Source organism: Streptomyces axinellae, assembly GCF_039532135.1.
GTDB lineage: Bacteria > Actinomycetota > Actinomycetes > Streptomycetales > Streptomycetaceae > Streptomyces > Streptomyces axinellae.
In genome coordinates this window covers 17,217-31,034 of the sequence record NZ_BAAARJ010000016.1, presented here as the reverse complement: position 1 = coordinate 31,034, position 13,818 = coordinate 17,217, and the positions used below count along the sequence as shown (strand labels likewise).

At 70.8% G+C, this 13,818-nt stretch carries 10 protein-coding genes; 8 read left to right on the top strand and 2 right to left on the bottom strand.

What is annotated here, in order from left to right; all coding sequences use genetic code 11:
• Positions 1–94: 94 nt before the first annotated feature.
• Both ABD339_RS22915 and ABD339_RS22910 read right to left on the bottom strand, forming a co-directional pair.
• Positions 95–259: an MFS transporter small subunit gene (locus ABD339_RS22915; protein WP_344568306.1), complete on the bottom strand. Its 165-nt coding sequence runs from the start codon at positions 257–259 to the stop codon at positions 95–97.
• A complete protein-coding gene (locus ABD339_RS22910; RefSeq protein WP_344568305.1) occupies positions 231–1,604 on the bottom strand; it encodes an L-lactate MFS transporter in 1,374 nt (457 codons plus the stop codon). The genes ABD339_RS22915 and ABD339_RS22910 overlap by 29 nt, the downstream gene beginning before the upstream one ends.
• 290 nt (positions 1,605–1,894) lie before the next feature.
• On the opposite strand from ABD339_RS22910, the gene ABD339_RS22905 reads away from it, so the two are divergent.
• From ABD339_RS22905 to ABD339_RS22870, 8 genes are all read left to right on the top strand, one after another.
• The gene (locus tag ABD339_RS22905) at positions 1,895–3,076 is read left to right on the top strand and encodes an ROK family transcriptional regulator (protein ID WP_344568304.1); all 1,182 of its coding nucleotides are present in this window, start codon (positions 1,895–1,897) and stop codon (positions 3,074–3,076) included.
• Between the two features lie 191 nt (positions 3,077–3,267).
• Positions 3,268–4,767, top strand: coding sequence for a sugar ABC transporter ATP-binding protein (locus ABD339_RS22900; protein WP_344568303.1), 1,500 nt, complete (start codon positions 3,268–3,270; stop codon positions 4,765–4,767).
• A 226-nt stretch (positions 4,768–4,993) separates the two neighbouring features.
• Positions 4,994–6,004, top strand: coding sequence for an ABC transporter permease (locus ABD339_RS22895; protein WP_344568449.1), 1,011 nt, complete (start codon positions 4,994–4,996; stop codon positions 6,002–6,004).
• Between the two features lie 41 nt (positions 6,005–6,045).
• A complete protein-coding gene (locus tag ABD339_RS22890; protein ID WP_344568302.1) occupies positions 6,046–7,071 on the top strand; it encodes a substrate-binding domain-containing protein in 1,026 nt (341 codons plus the stop codon).
• Positions 7,072–7,213: 142 nt separating this feature from the next.
• Positions 7,214–8,413 carry a Gfo/Idh/MocA family protein gene (locus ABD339_RS22885; RefSeq protein WP_344568301.1) on the top strand — a complete coding sequence of 400 codons (1,200 nt, stop codon included), beginning with the start codon at positions 7,214–7,216 and terminating at the stop codon, positions 8,411–8,413.
• A gap of 9 nt (positions 8,414–8,422) precedes the next feature.
• Positions 8,423–9,421, top strand: a complete 999-nt coding sequence (locus ABD339_RS22880; protein WP_344568300.1) for a sugar phosphate isomerase/epimerase family protein — start codon at positions 8,423–8,425, stop codon at positions 9,419–9,421.
• 379 nt (positions 9,422–9,800) lie between these two features.
• Complete coding sequence (locus ABD339_RS22875; protein WP_344568299.1) at positions 9,801–12,257, top strand: PQQ-dependent sugar dehydrogenase; 2,457 nt, start codon at positions 9,801–9,803, stop codon at positions 12,255–12,257.
• Positions 12,258–12,372: 115 nt separating this feature from the next.
• Positions 12,373–13,818, top strand: a complete 1,446-nt coding sequence (locus tag ABD339_RS22870) for a ThuA domain-containing protein (RefSeq protein WP_425576073.1) — start codon at positions 12,373–12,375, stop codon at positions 13,816–13,818.

Sequence of the window (13,818 nt, the reverse complement as noted above, 5' to 3'; positions counted from 1 at the left end):
TGCTGGAACCGCGGGCGCCTCGGCCGGTGACGATCCGGAGCACTCCAGCCGGTGCGGGCCGGGGGCATTTTTGTCGGTGCGGGTCGGAGGCGTTTCAGTCGGTGAAGAGCTGCGTGGCCTTGCTGATCAGCTCATACAGACCATAGACGAGCGGCAGTCCGACCCAGAGCCAGGCCAGCACCGCCAAGGGCGTCCGGGCGGGGCTGGCCGTGGTGGGGGGCGTCGTGCTCTCAGGCGGTACGCCGTTGCTCGGGGTCACCGGCCACCTCCTCCTCCGGTTCGTGGTGCTTGGGGTGCACGGGACGTACCAGCTCGTTGGCGATGAAGCCCACCACCAGCAGGCCGATCATGATGGACAGCGACAGGCCGTACAGGCCGGGGCCCGAATGCCCCGCGTTCTCCTGGGAGTCGGCGACCTTGTTGACGATGAACGGGCCGAGCACGCCCGCCGTGGACCAGGCGGTCAGCAGCCGGCCGTGGATCGCGCCGACCTGAAAGGTGCCGAACAGGTCCTTGAGATAGGCGGGCGCCGTGGAGAAACCGCCGCCGTAGAAGGAGAGGATGACCAGGGCGCAGACGATGAACAGCGGCTTGGAGTCGTCCCCCAGCTGCGCGATCGCCAGGTACATCAGCGCGCCGACGCCGAGGTAGACGCGGTACATGTTCTTGCGGCCGATCAGGTCGGAGGCGGAGGACCACAGCAGGCGGCCTCCCATGTTCGCCAGCGACAGCAGTGCGACGAACCCGGCGGCGGCCGAGGCGCTGACCGGCGTCGAGGTACCGGAGAAGAAGTCGGTGATCATCGGCGCCGCCTTCTCCAGGATGCCGATGCCCGCCGTGACGTTCATGCACAGCACCACCCACAGACACCAGAACTGCGGGGTGCGCACCGCGCTGCGGGCCGAGACCCGCGCGGTGGTCACCATCGCGCGGCCGGCGGCGGGCGGCTCCCACCCGGCGGGCCGCCAGCCCTCGGGCGGCACCCGCACCAGCAGCACCCCGAGGGCCATGAACACGGCGTAGACCAGCCCGTGGACGAGGAACGAGGCCGCGATGCCGCCGTTGCCGGAGCCGAAGGCGTCCAGCATGGACGCCGACCAGGGCGAGGCGATCAGTGCGCCGCCGCCGAAGCCCATGATGGCGATGCCGGTCGCCATGCCGGGCCGGTCGGGGAACCACTTGATGAGGGTGGAGACGGGGGAGATGTAGCCGATGCCCAGGCCGATGCCGCCGACGAAGCCGTAGCCGAGCACCACCAGCCAGTACTGGCGGGTCGCCGCGCCGAGCGCGGCGAGCAGGAAGCCGGAGGAGAAGCAGACCAGCGCCACGGCCATCGCCCAGCGCGGGCCGCGCTTTTCGACGAGGGTGCCGCCGAACGCCGCCGAGAGGCCCAGCATCACGATGCCGAGCTGGAAGGGCAGGGCGCTGGCCGTGCCCGACAGGTTCAGTGAGGACTCCAGCGGTGGCTTGAATACGCTCCATGCGTACGCCTGCCCGATCGACAGGTGCACCGCCAGCGCGGCGGGCGGCACCAGCCAGCGGCTCCAGCCTGGTGGTGCGATGGTGCGTGAGCGGTCGAGGAACCCGGCTCGGGGGTGGGTCATGATCCGGCACCCTACGAAGACCGAAAGGATTTGGACAGGGGCGGACCGTCGTGGGCTGTTGCCCCGCCCCGCCCCGCACCGCCCCGCCCCGCCCCGGACCGGCCCGGCCGGGTACGCGTATCGCTCTTTGTCCTCTCGCGGGAAAAAGTAGATCGGGTTTCCGCATAACTTCTTCCCAACCCCGGAGGCTGCTGCTACGTTCCCCGTGAAATACCGGGCTCGACACGGCGAACTCCCGGGCTCGACACAGCAATGCCGACGTAGCGGCTGGAGGGGTAGCGGTGAGGCGCATGACTGCACGGCCCGCGAACGCGCACCAGGCGCGGCTGCTCCGCCTGCTGCGTGACGGCGGCCCCCGGTCGCGCGCCGAACTCGGCGACCGGGTCGATCTCTCCCGCTCCAAGCTCGCCGTCGAGGTGGACCGGCTGCTGGAGACCGGGCTGGTCGTCGCCGACGGGCTCGCCGCCTCGCGGGGCGGGCGCCGCTCGCACAACATCCGCCTCGCACCCCAACTCCGCTTCCTCGGTGTCGATATCGGCGCCACCTCGATCGACGTCGCCGTGACCAACCCCGAACTGGAGATCCTGGGCCACCTCAACCAGCCCATGGACGTGCGCGAAGGGCCGGTCGCCGTCTTCGACCAGGTGCTGGCGATGGTCGCCAAGCTCCGCGACACCGGGGTGGCGGAGGGCTTCGACGGCGCGGGCATCGGCGTCCCGGGCCCCGTCCGCTTCCCCGAGGGCATCCCGGTCGCCCCGCCGATCATGCCCGGCTGGGACGGCTTCCCCGTACGGGAGGCGCTCAGCCAGGAACTGGGCTGCCCGGTGCGGGTGGACAACGATGTGAACCTGATGGCCACCGGCGAGATGCAAGCCGGAGTCGCCCGCTCCGTACGGGACTTCTTCTGCGTCAAGATCGGCACCGGCATCGGCTGCGGCGTCGTCGTCGGCGGCGAGGTGCACCGCGGTACCACCGGCAGCGCGGGCGACATCGGGCACATCCAGGTCGAGCCCGAGGGCCGCCAGTGCGCCTGCGGCAACCGGGGCTGCCTGGAGGCGTACTTCGGAGGCGCCGCACTCGCGCGGGACGCCGAAGAGGCCGCCCGGGACGGCCGTTCGGCGGAGCTGGCCCGGCTGCTGGAGGCGAACGGACGGCTCACCGCCGCCGACGTCGCCACCGCCGCGTCCGCCGGGGACGGCACCTCGCTCGACCTCATCCGCGAGGGCGGGGCCCGCGTGGGCCAGGTCATCGCGGGACTCGTCAGCTTCTTCAACCCCGGACTCGTCGTCATCGGCGGCGGCGTCACCGGGCTCGGCCACACACTGCTCGCCAGCATCCGCACCCAGGTCTACCGCCAGTCGCTGCCACTGGCGACCGGCAATCTTCCCATCGTGCTGGGCGAGTTGGGCCAGGTCGCCGGGGTGACCGGCGCCGCCCGCCTCACCAGCGACCACCTGTTCTCACCCGCGTAAGCCCGCCGCCTCTGTTCCCCCGCGTGTAAACCGCCTCTCCCGCGCAAGACAGCCACCCGGCCCGCACCTTCCGCACCGTCGGTCCCGCTTCCGTCCCACTGGTCCGAAGCACAGCACAGCGCAGCGCACAGCAACGTTCGCATCCGCACTCTCGCACCGCGATCCCGTACGGCCTGGGACGGAGGTCCCGTATGCCCTTGTTGACGATGTCCGGAATCACCAAATCATTCCCCGGTGTCCGCGCGCTCGACGGCGTCGATCTCGACGTGGCGGACGGTGAGGTGCACTGCCTGCTCGGCCAGAACGGCGCCGGCAAGTCCACCCTCATCAAGGTCCTCGCCGGCGCCCACCAGCCCGACGAGGGAGAGATCACCTGGCAGGGCAGGCCCGTCAAGCTGTCCACCCCCGTGGCCGCCATGCGGCTGGGCATCGCCACCATCTACCAGGAACTCGACCTGGTGGAGCACGTGTCCGTCGCCGAGAACGTCTTCCTGGGCCACGAGGTCGCCACCCGCGGCATCATCCGGCCCCGCGAGGCCCGCGCGAAGACCGCCGAACTGCTCGCCCGGCTCGGCCACCCCGAGATCGACCCGGCGGCGCTGGTCGGCTCCCTGCCGGCGGCGGGCGCGCAGATCGTCTCCATGGCCCGCGCGCTCTCCCACGACGTGCGACTGATCATCATGGACGAGCCCTCCGCCGCGCTCGACCCGGACGAGGTGGACAACCTCTTCCGCATCGTCGAGAGCCTCACCGCCGACGGCGTCGCCGTCGTCTACATCTCCCACCGGCTGGAGGAGATACGCCGCATCGGCGACCGCGTCTCCGTCCTCAAGGACGGCCGCGTCGCCGCCCGCGACCTGCCGGCCCGCACCACCCCCACCGGCGAACTCGTCGCCAGGATGACCGGCCGCGAGGTGCAGCACGCCTTCCCCGAGGGGGAGCGCGAAGCGCCCACGGGCGAGCCGGTGCTGCGCGCCGAAGGGCTCGCGCGCGAGGGCGAGTTCGAGCCGCTGGACCTGGAGCTGCGGCCGGGGGAGATCGTCGGACTCGCCGGACTCGTCGGCTCCGGGCGCTCGGAGATCCTGGAGACCCTCTACGGCGCCCGCCGCCCCACCGCGGGCCGGGTACTGGTGGACGGCAGGCCGCTGCGCCCCGGCAGCATCGTCTCCGCCGTCCGCGCCGGTCTGGGCCTCGCGCCCGAGGAGCGCAAGTCCCAGGCACTGCTGCTGCTGGAGTCCGTCACCCGCAACGTGTCGGTCTCCTCGCTGCCCCGCTTCTCCCGGGGCGGCTGGCTCGACCGCTCCCGCGAGCGCGCCGCCGCCCGGCTGCACACCCGAGACCTCGCGCTCCACCCCGACGACCCGGACCGCCCCGTGCGCACGCTGTCGGGCGGCAACCAGCAAAAGGCCGTGCTGGCCCGCTGGTTGCTGCGCGAGTGCCGCGTCCTGCTGCTGGACGAGCCGACCCGGGGCGTGGATGTGGGGGCGCGCGCCGAGCTGTACGCCGTCATCCGCCGTCTCGCCGATTCGGGCGTGTGCGTGCTGCTGGTCTCCAGCGAACTTCCCGAGGTGCTCGGGCTCGCGGACCGGGTCCTGGTGCTGCGCGAGGGCCGCGTGGTGCACCGCGCAGCCGCCCGGGACCTGGACGAGCACCGCGTGCTCGACCTCGTCATGGAAGGCGGCCCGACATGAGGCGGACTCACCTGAGATGCCTCCGCAGGTGCCTTCGCATGACGCGCCTCGCCTCGGCCCGTCCTCACGTGACGCCCTCGCACATGACGCGGCCTCACCCGACGTACCTCCGCATGACGTTCTCCCACCCGGCGCGTTCGCACCCGGCGCGCCCGCACCTGACGCAGCCGGCCCTCTCCACCGTCTCCAGAGGTGACATGACGTGAACTCCACCAAGGGGCAGGCGGTGCACGACGCAGCGCCCGGGCCCGACACCGACTCCGCGCCCCCCGCGAAGCCCGCCCGCCGCCGTGGCCTCGGCGGCAGCCCGCTGGATGTGCGCCACCTCTCCCTCATCGGCGTCCTGGTCGTGCTGGCCGTCGTCGGCGCCCTCACCAAACCCGATGAGTTCCTGGCGACGGAGAACCTGCGGCTGATCCTCACCCAGGCATCCGTCATCGGCGTCGTCACCGTCGGCGTCACCTTCGTCATCATCGGCGGCGGCATCGACCTGTCGGTGGGCGCGATCGTCGCGCTGGCCTCCGTGTGGGCCACCACCGTGGCCACCCAGGACTTCGGGCTGGGCGGCATGCTGGTGTGCAGCGTGCTGGTCGGCGTCGGCTGCGGCCTCGTCAACGGGCTGCTGGTCGCCTACGGGCCGATGGTGCCCTTCATCGCCACCCTCGCCATGCTCGCCTCGGCGCGCGGCCTCGCGCTCCAGATCAGCGACGGCAAGACCCAGGTGGTGAACGTCGATTCCGTCCTGGACCTGGGCGTCGCCGACTCCTATGTGCTGGGCATCCCGCCGATCGTGCTGGTCTTCGCCCTCGTCTGCGTCGTCGGCTGGCTGCTGCTCAACCGCACCACCTTCGGACGGCGCACCGTGGCCGTCGGCGGCAACCCGGAGGCGTCCCGGCTCGCCGGTATCGCCGTCAAGCGCCAGCGGCTGCTGCTCTACCTGCTGTCCGGCCTGTGCTGCGGCATCGCCGCGTTCATGCTGATCATCCTCACCGGCTCGGGCCAGAACACCAACGGCAACCTCTACGAACTGGACGCCATCGCCGCCGCGATCATCGGCGGCACCCTCCTCAGCGGCGGGCGCGGCACGATCCTCGGCTCCGTCCTCGGCGTCCTGGTCTTCACCACGATCACCAACCTGTTCGCCCTCAACAACCTCCAGACAGACGTCCAGCAGATCGCCAAGGGCGCGATCATCGTCGCGGCCGTCCTGGTCCAGAAGGGTCGATCCTCCTCATGACAGACAGCCCACGGGTGCCACACGTATCCAGCAGACGAAGCATGCTCTTCGGCACGGCGGCGGCCGGTGCCGCGCTCCTGACCGCAGGGTGCACCAGCAACGACAACAACTCCGGCGACTCGGCCGGTCCGGCCGAGGCCGCGGGCGCCGGGGTCGCCGACGACAAGCCCGGCAAGAAGGTCACCATCGGCTGGGCCGGACCGCAGGCCGACCACGGCTGGCTCAACGCCATCAGCGAGCAGGCCAAGAACCGGGCCAAGAAGTACAAGGACGTCACCTTGGAGTCCACCGAGGGCTCCAACGACAACGCCACCCAGGTCGGCCAGGTCGAGACGCTGATCAACAAGAAGGTCGATGTCCTCGTCGTCCTCCCCGCCGACGGCAAGGCCCTCACCCAGGCCGGGCTCAAGGCGATGCGCGCCGGGATTCCCGTCGTCAACCTCGACCGGATCTTCTCCACGCAGCAGGCGTACCGCTGCTGGATCGGCGGCGACAACTACGGCATGGGCCTCAACGCCGGGCACTACATCGGCGAGCAGCTCAAGGACAAGAAGAACGCGAGGGTCGTCGAACTGGCCGGCATCGACAACCTGGAGCTGACCCGCGAGCGCACCAAGGGCTTCGACGACGCGCTGAAGAACTACCCCAACATCAAGAAGGTCGCCCGCCAGGCCGCCGAGTTCACCGTCGAGTCGGGCCAGAAGAAGATGTCCGAACTGCTCCAGGCGCAAAAGAGCTTCGACGCGCTGTGGAACCACGACGACGACCAGGGCGTGGGTGCCGAGCGCGCCATCAAGCAGGCCAACAGGGACGAGTTCCTCATGGTCGGCGGAGCCGGCTCCAAGCGCGTCATGCAGGCCATCAAGGACGATGACAGCGTCATCAAAGCCACCGTCCTCTACCCGCCCACCATGGCCGCCTCCGCCATCGACCTGGCCCGCGCGCTCGGCCAGGGCAAGGGCATCTCCGGAATGGCCGAGTTCGAGATCCCGGCCCAGGTCACGCTCTACTCCGCCGTCGTGACCAAGGAGAACGTCGACGACTACCTCCCGATCGGCTTCACCTGACAGGCCCCACGGCAGCGCGGCCGTTCGCCGGACACCCCCTGGCGCCCACCGCCCGGCACCTCCGGGCCGGTGGGGCCGCGCGCCGCCGTGTCCTGACCCCCACCGCTGAGACCGTTCGGAATCCCCGAGAGGGAGGACCTCAATGTCGTACGACAACGTCACGCCCGCACCCGACGACGCGCCGCCACTGGGCGTGGGCATGGTCGGCTACGCCTTTATGGGCGCGGCCCACTCCCAGGGCTGGCGCACCGTGGGCCGGGTCTTCGACCTGCCGCTGAGCCCCGTCATGGCAGCCGTGTGCGGACGCGACCCCGACGCCGTCCGCACGGCTGCCGGGCGCCTGGGCTGGGCGGCGGCCGAGACCGACTGGCGCGCGCTCATCGCCCGCGAGGACGTCCAACTCGTCGACATCTGCACCCCCGGCGACAGCCACGCCGAGATCGCCGTCGCGGCGCTGGAGGCGGGCAAACACGTGCTGTGCGAGAAGCCGCTCGCCAACACCGTGGCCGAGGCCGAGGCCATGGCGCGGGCCGCACACGAGGCGCGGGCCCGCGGCCAGGTGGCCATGGTCGGCTTCAACTACCGCCGCACACCCGCGCTCGCGCTGGCCCGCCGCATGGTCGCCGAGGGCAGGCTGGGCGAGGTGCGGCACGTACGGGTCAGCTACCTCCAGGACTGGCTGGTGGACCCCGCCTTTCCGCTCGCCTGGCGGCTGCGCAAGGAAACCGCCGGCTCCGGCGCCCTCGGCGACCTGGGCGCCCACGCCATCGACCTGGCCCAGCACCTGGCCGGCTCCCCGCTGGCCGGAGTGTCCGCGCAGACCGAGACCTTCGTGCGCGAGCGTCCGCTGCGTGAGGGCGGCCCGGACGGGGAGATGGGCCAGGTCACCGTGGACGACGCCGCCGTCTTCACCGGCCGTCTCGACTCGGGCGCGCTCGCCTCCTTCGAGGTCACCCGGGTCGCCGCCGGACGCAAGAACGCGCTGCGCGTCGAGCTGAACGGCACCGCGGGCTCCCTCTCCTTCGACCTGGAGCGCCTCAACGAGCTGGAGTTCCACGACGAGACGCAGGCCGCCGGGGAGGCGGGTTTCCGCCGCATCCTGGTCACCGAGCAGGACCACCCCTACCTGGAGGCGTGGTGGCCGCCGGGCCACGGCCTCGGCTACGAGCACACCTTCACCCACCAGGCCCGCGACCTGGTCCATGCCATCGCGGCGGGCAGCGCCCCCGCGCCTTCCTTCGACGACGGGCTCCAGGTGCAGCGGGTGCTGGCGGCCGTGGAGGAGAGCGCGGGGAAGAACTGCGTCTACACGCCGGTCGAACACCACCCGGCAACCGTCTAGGAGGCCACCGTGGCACGTAAGTTCACCCTCTTCACCGGCCAGTGGGCCGACCTGCCGCTGGAGGAGGTCTGCCGCCTCGCCCGCGACTTCGGCTACGACGGTCTCGAACTCGCCTGCTGGGGCGACCACTTCGAGGTGGACAAGGCCCTGCGCGAGCCCGGCTATGTGGAGGGCAGGCGGCAGCTGCTGGAGAAGTACGGCCTGGAGTGCTGGGCCATCTCCAACCACCTCAACGGCCAGGCCGTCTGCGACCACCCCATCGACGAGCGCCACCAGGCGATCGTCGCGCCCCGCGTCTGGGGCGACGGCGACCCCGAGGGCGTGCGGCAGCGGGCCGCGACGGAGATGAAGGACACCGCGCGGGCCGCCGCCGCGCTCGGCGTCCGTACGGTGGTCGGCTTCACCGGCTCCTCGATCTGGCACCTGGTCGCGATGTTCCCGCCGACCCCGGCCGCGATGGTCGAGCGCGGCTACGAGGACTTCGCCGAGCGCTGGAACCCGATCCTGGACGTCTTCGACGCGGAGGGCGTGCGCTTCGCCCACGAGGTGCACCCCAGCGAGATCGCCTACGACTACTGGACGACGCAGCGCGCCCTGGAGGCGGTCGGCCACCGGCCCGCCTTCGGGCTCAACTTCGACCCCAGCCATTTCGTGTGGCAGGACCTCGACCCGACGGGCTTTCTCTACGACTACCGCGAGCGGATCTACCACGTGGACTGCAAGGAGGCCCGGCGGCGGCTGGACGGCCGCAACGGGCGGCTCGGCTCCCACCTTCCCTGGGGAGACCCGCGCCGGGGCTGGGACTTCGTCTCGGCCGGGCACGGGGATGTGGCCTGGGAGGACGTGTTCCGCATGCTGCGCTCCATCGGCTACGACGGCCCCGTGTCGGTGGAGTGGGAGGACGCGGGCATGGACCGCCTCGCCGGGGCGCCGGAGGCGCTGTCGCGCCTGAAGGCGTTCGACTACGACCCGCCCACGGCTTCCTTCGACGCCGCGTTCGGCAACTGAGCGACCCTTCTTCTCGGGGCTTCGGGGCTTCGGGGCTTCGGGGCTCCTTTTTGGGCTCCGTCCCCAAGCCCCCGCTCCGCAAGCGCCGGAGGGGCTACTTGCAGCCCCTCCGGCAGGGGCGATCCCTCTTTGTCCTTCCCGAGGACAAATCCCATACGTTCCCGTGTCAAAGGGGTTTCCGGGCCGGACAAACAAAGCTACGGTCCTTGAGATGTACGGGACATGAGGGGCGCAGCCCCCTCCCCGCGGCGCGACGGCGCGCGCCTGCGAAGCACACGGCACGACGGCACCCACTCCCCCCCCCCGTCAACCACCGTTACCTTGCAGGAGGAAACGCGTGCACCGAAACCAGCCAAAGCCCAGCGGGCCCAGTAGGCCCATGAGGCCCAGTCGGCACAGCACACTTCGCACCCGCCTCACCGCACTCTCCGCCACCCTCCTCATCAGTGCCGCGACCGCACTGGGCGCCCAGGCGGCCGGTCCGCCCGACGCCCAGCGCACCGAGTCGGCGAAGCCGGCCGAGGCCGCCCAGTTCCAGCAGGTCACTCTTGCCAAGGGCGTCGAGGAGACCGGCGAGCCCATGACGATGGCGGTGCTGCCCGACCGCTCCGTCCTGCACACGGCCCGCGAAGGCACACTGCGGCTGACCGACGCCAAGGGCACCACCAAGGTCGCCGGCACCCTCGATGTCTACAGCCACGACGAGGAGGGCCTCCAGGGCGTCGGCGTCGATCCGGGCTTCACCAAGAACCGGTTCGTCTACCTCTACTACGCGCCCAAGCTGGACACCCCCGAGGGCGACGCGCCCGACAACGGCACCGCCGAGGACTTCAAGAAGTTCGACGGCGTCAACCGTCTGGCCCGCTTCGTGCTCAAGAAGGACGGCACCCTCGACAAGGCCAGCGAGAAGAGGCTGCTCGACGTCCCGGCCAGCCGCGGCACCTGCTGCCACGTCGGCGGTGACATCGCCTTCGACTCCAAGGGCAACCTGCTGCTGTCCACGGGCGATGACTCCAACCCCTTCCAGTCGGACGGCTTCACGCCCATCGACGAGCGCGCCGACCGCAACCCGGCCTTCGACGCCCGGCGTTCGGCGGGCAACACCAACGACCTGCGCGGGAAGCTGCTGCGCATCAAGGTCAAGAAGAACGGCTCGTACGCCATCCCCAAGGGCAACCTCTTCACGCCGGGCACCAAGAAGACCCGGCCCGAGATCTACGCCATGGGCTTCCGCAACCCCTTCCGCATGACCGTCGACAAGAAGACCGACACGGTCTACCTCGGGGACTACGGGCCCGACTCGGGCACCGCCGACCCCAAGCGGGGCCCGGCCGGGCAGGTGGAGTTCAACCGCGTCACCAAGGCCGGCAACTACGGCTGGCCCTACTGCACCGGCAAGAACGACGCCTACCAGAACTACGACTTCGCCACCGGCGAGTCCGGCGCCGCGTTCGACTGCGCCGCGCCCGAGAACACCTCGCGGCACAACACCGGCCTGGCCACGTTGCCTCCGGCGCAGCCCGCCTGGATCCCCTACGACGGCGCCTCCGTGCCCGAGTTCGGCGACGGCTCCGAATCCCCGATGGGCGGCCCGGTCTACAACTACGACAAGAAGCTCGACTCGGTCGTGAAGTTCCCCAAGGAGTACGACGGGAACTTCTTCGCCGGGGAGTTCGGCCGCAAGTGGATCAAGCGCATCGAGCAGCAGAAGGACGGCACCGTCTCCAAGATCAACGACTTCCCGTGGGCCGGCACCCAGGTCATGGACATGGACTTCGGCCCCGACGGCGCCCTCTACGTCCTCGACTACGGCACCGGATACTTCAACGGGGACGAGAACTCGGCGCTCTACCGCATCGAGAACGCCGCCGAGGGCCACACCCCCGTGGCCGAGGCCAAGGCCGACACCACCAGCGGCCAGGCCCCCCTCAAGGTGGGCTTCTCCGCCTCCGCGACGGACGAGGACGGCGACGACCTCACCCTGGAATGGGACTTCGGCGACGGCAAGACCTCGGCCGAAGCCGCCCCCACCCACACCTACGAGGCCAACGGCACCTACGTCGCGACCGTGACCGCCACCGACCCCTCGGGCCGCACCGGCAGCGCCGGCGTGCACGTCACGGTCGGCAACACCGCGCCCAAGGTCGAGCTGAAACTCCCCGCCGACGGCCAGCCGTTCGGCTTCGGGGACGAGATCCCGTTCAAGGTCGAGGTCACCGACCCCGAGGACGCGCAGATCGACTGTTCCAGGGTCGAGGTGACCTACATCCTCGGCCACGACAGCCACGGCCACCCCATGACCTCCGCCAAGGGCTGTGAGGGCACCATCAAGACGCAGGCCGACGGGGAGCACGACCCCAACGCCAACATCTTCGGCGTCTTCGACGCGAAGTACACCGACGGCGGCGCGAACGGCCAGCCCCCGCTCACCAGCCACGGCCAGAGCATCCTGCAACCTGAGCACCGCCAGGCCGAGCACTTCACCACCTCCTCCGACGGTGCGACCAAGGGCGAGGTGGCAGGCGCCGAGGGCGGCAAGGCCGTCACGTCCGCGAAGAACGGGCAGTGGATCTCCTTCGACCCCTACGCGCCGGGCGGCCTCAGCAAGCTGAGCGCCCGCGTCAGCGGCAAGGCCGAGGGCGCGATCGAGGTCCGCGCCGACGCCCCCGACGGGCCCCTGCTGGGCACCGCGAAGGTCACGGCGGGAGGCGGCTGGAGCGAGGTGAGCACCGCTTTGAGCGGCGCGCCCGAGGGCGCCGGCAAGCTCTACCTGGTCTTCACCGGAGGCAGCGGGGCGCTCTTCGACTTCGACAGCTTCACCGTCACGGCCGGATGAAGGGGGCGCAAGCATGACCACTCCAGGAGCGCAAGCCCCAAGGGGCGTACCAGGGCCCGGTGTACGGCCCCGCGTACGGCACCGGGCACGTCTCGCCCTCGTCGCGGCGGCGGTGATGGTCGGCGCCATGGCGCTGCCCAGCCAGGCGGCTCAGCCCGCCGGTGACCCGGCGGCGGCGGACGGTGCACCGGATGAGCGGACGCAAACCCGTGCACCGGATGAGCGCACGCAGACCGGCGTACCGGATGAGCGCACGCAGACCGGCGTACCGGATGAGCGGACGCAGACCAGTGCACCGCGTGCCCGGCCGAAAGTCCTCGTCTTCTCCAAGACGGCCGGGTTCCGCCACGACTCCATCCCCGACGGCATCGCCGCCGTACGGAAGCTCGGCGCGCAGCACGGCTTCGCGGTCAAGGCGACGGAGGACGCCGCCGTCTTCACACCCGGGAAGCTGGCCGCCTACGACGCGGTCGTCTTCCTCTCCACCACGGGTGACGTCCTCAACAGCGCCCAGCAGACTGCCTTCGAGGACTACATCGGCGACGGCGGCGGCTACGTGGGCGTACACGCCGCAGCCGACACCGAGTACGACTGGCCCTGGTACGGCGGCCTCGCCGGGGCCTACTTCGACTCCCATCCGGCGATCCAGCCCGCCACCATGCGGATCGAGGACCACGCCCACCCGGCGACGGCCCACCTCGGCACGGCATGGGAGCGCACGGACGAGTGGTACAACTACCGCGCCAATCCGCGCGAGAGGGCCCGCGTCCTGGCCACCTTGGACGAGGGCACCTACAACGGCGGCACCATGGGCGGGGACCACCCGCTGGCCTGGTGCCAGAACTACGAGGGAGGCCGCGCCTTCTACACCGGCGCCGGCCACACCAAGGAGTCCTACGCCGACAAAGCCTTCCGGACCCACCTGCTGGGCGGCATCCAGTACGCCACCGGAGCCGTCAACGCCGACTGCCGCCCCGAGACCGGCTACACGCCGCTCTACGACGGCAACGGACTCGACGGCTGGCAGCAGGCCGGGCCCGGCTCCTTCGAGGAGAGCGCCGAGGGCACCCTCACCACCCGGGGCGGTATGGGCCTGCTGTGGTACGGGAAGCGGCAGTTCGGCTCCTACTCGCTGAAGCTCGACTGGAAGATGGCCAGTGCCGACGGCGACGACAACTCCGGTGTCTTCGTCGGCTTCCCCGCCTCCGACGACCCGAACTCGGCCGTGAACAACGGCTACGAGGTGCAGATCGACGCCACCGACGTCGATGAGAAGACCACCGGCTCCGTCTACGGCTTCCAGTCCGCCGACCTGGCGGCACGCGATGCCGCGCTCAACCCGCCGGGCCGGTGGAACACCTACGAACTGCGCGTGGAGGGCGAGCGGCTGCGCGTCTACCTCAACGGCACGCTCATCAACGACTACACCAACACCGATCCGGCCCGCAGCCTCACCGACGGCTACCTCGGTCTGCAAAACCACGGCGACGGCGACGAGGTCGCCTTCCGGGACGTGCGCGTCAAACCGCTCGCCGCGGAACCCCCGGCAGCCAGGAAATAG

Bases quoted from the DNA above. Each gene is read 5' to 3' on its own strand.
- ABD339_RS22870 (WP_425576073.1), top strand. From the start codon at position 12,373: ATGGTCGGCGCCATGGCGCTGCCCAGCCAGGCGGCTCAGCCCGCCGGT.
- ABD339_RS22875 (WP_344568299.1), top strand. From the start codon at position 9,801: ATGAGGCCCAGTCGGCACAGCACACTTCGCACCCGCCTCACCGCACTC.
- ABD339_RS22905 (WP_344568304.1), top strand. From the start codon at position 1,895: ATGACTGCACGGCCCGCGAACGCGCACCAGGCGCGGCTGCTCCGCCTG.
- ABD339_RS22910 (WP_344568305.1), bottom strand. From the start codon at position 1,604: ATGACCCACCCCCGAGCCGGGTTCCTCGACCGCTCACGCACCATCGCA.
- ABD339_RS22885 (WP_344568301.1), top strand. From the start codon at position 7,214: ATGTCGTACGACAACGTCACGCCCGCACCCGACGACGCGCCGCCACTG.
- ABD339_RS22900 (WP_344568303.1), top strand. From the start codon at position 3,268: ATGCCCTTGTTGACGATGTCCGGAATCACCAAATCATTCCCCGGTGTC.
- ABD339_RS22890 (WP_344568302.1), top strand. From the start codon at position 6,046: ATGCTCTTCGGCACGGCGGCGGCCGGTGCCGCGCTCCTGACCGCAGGG.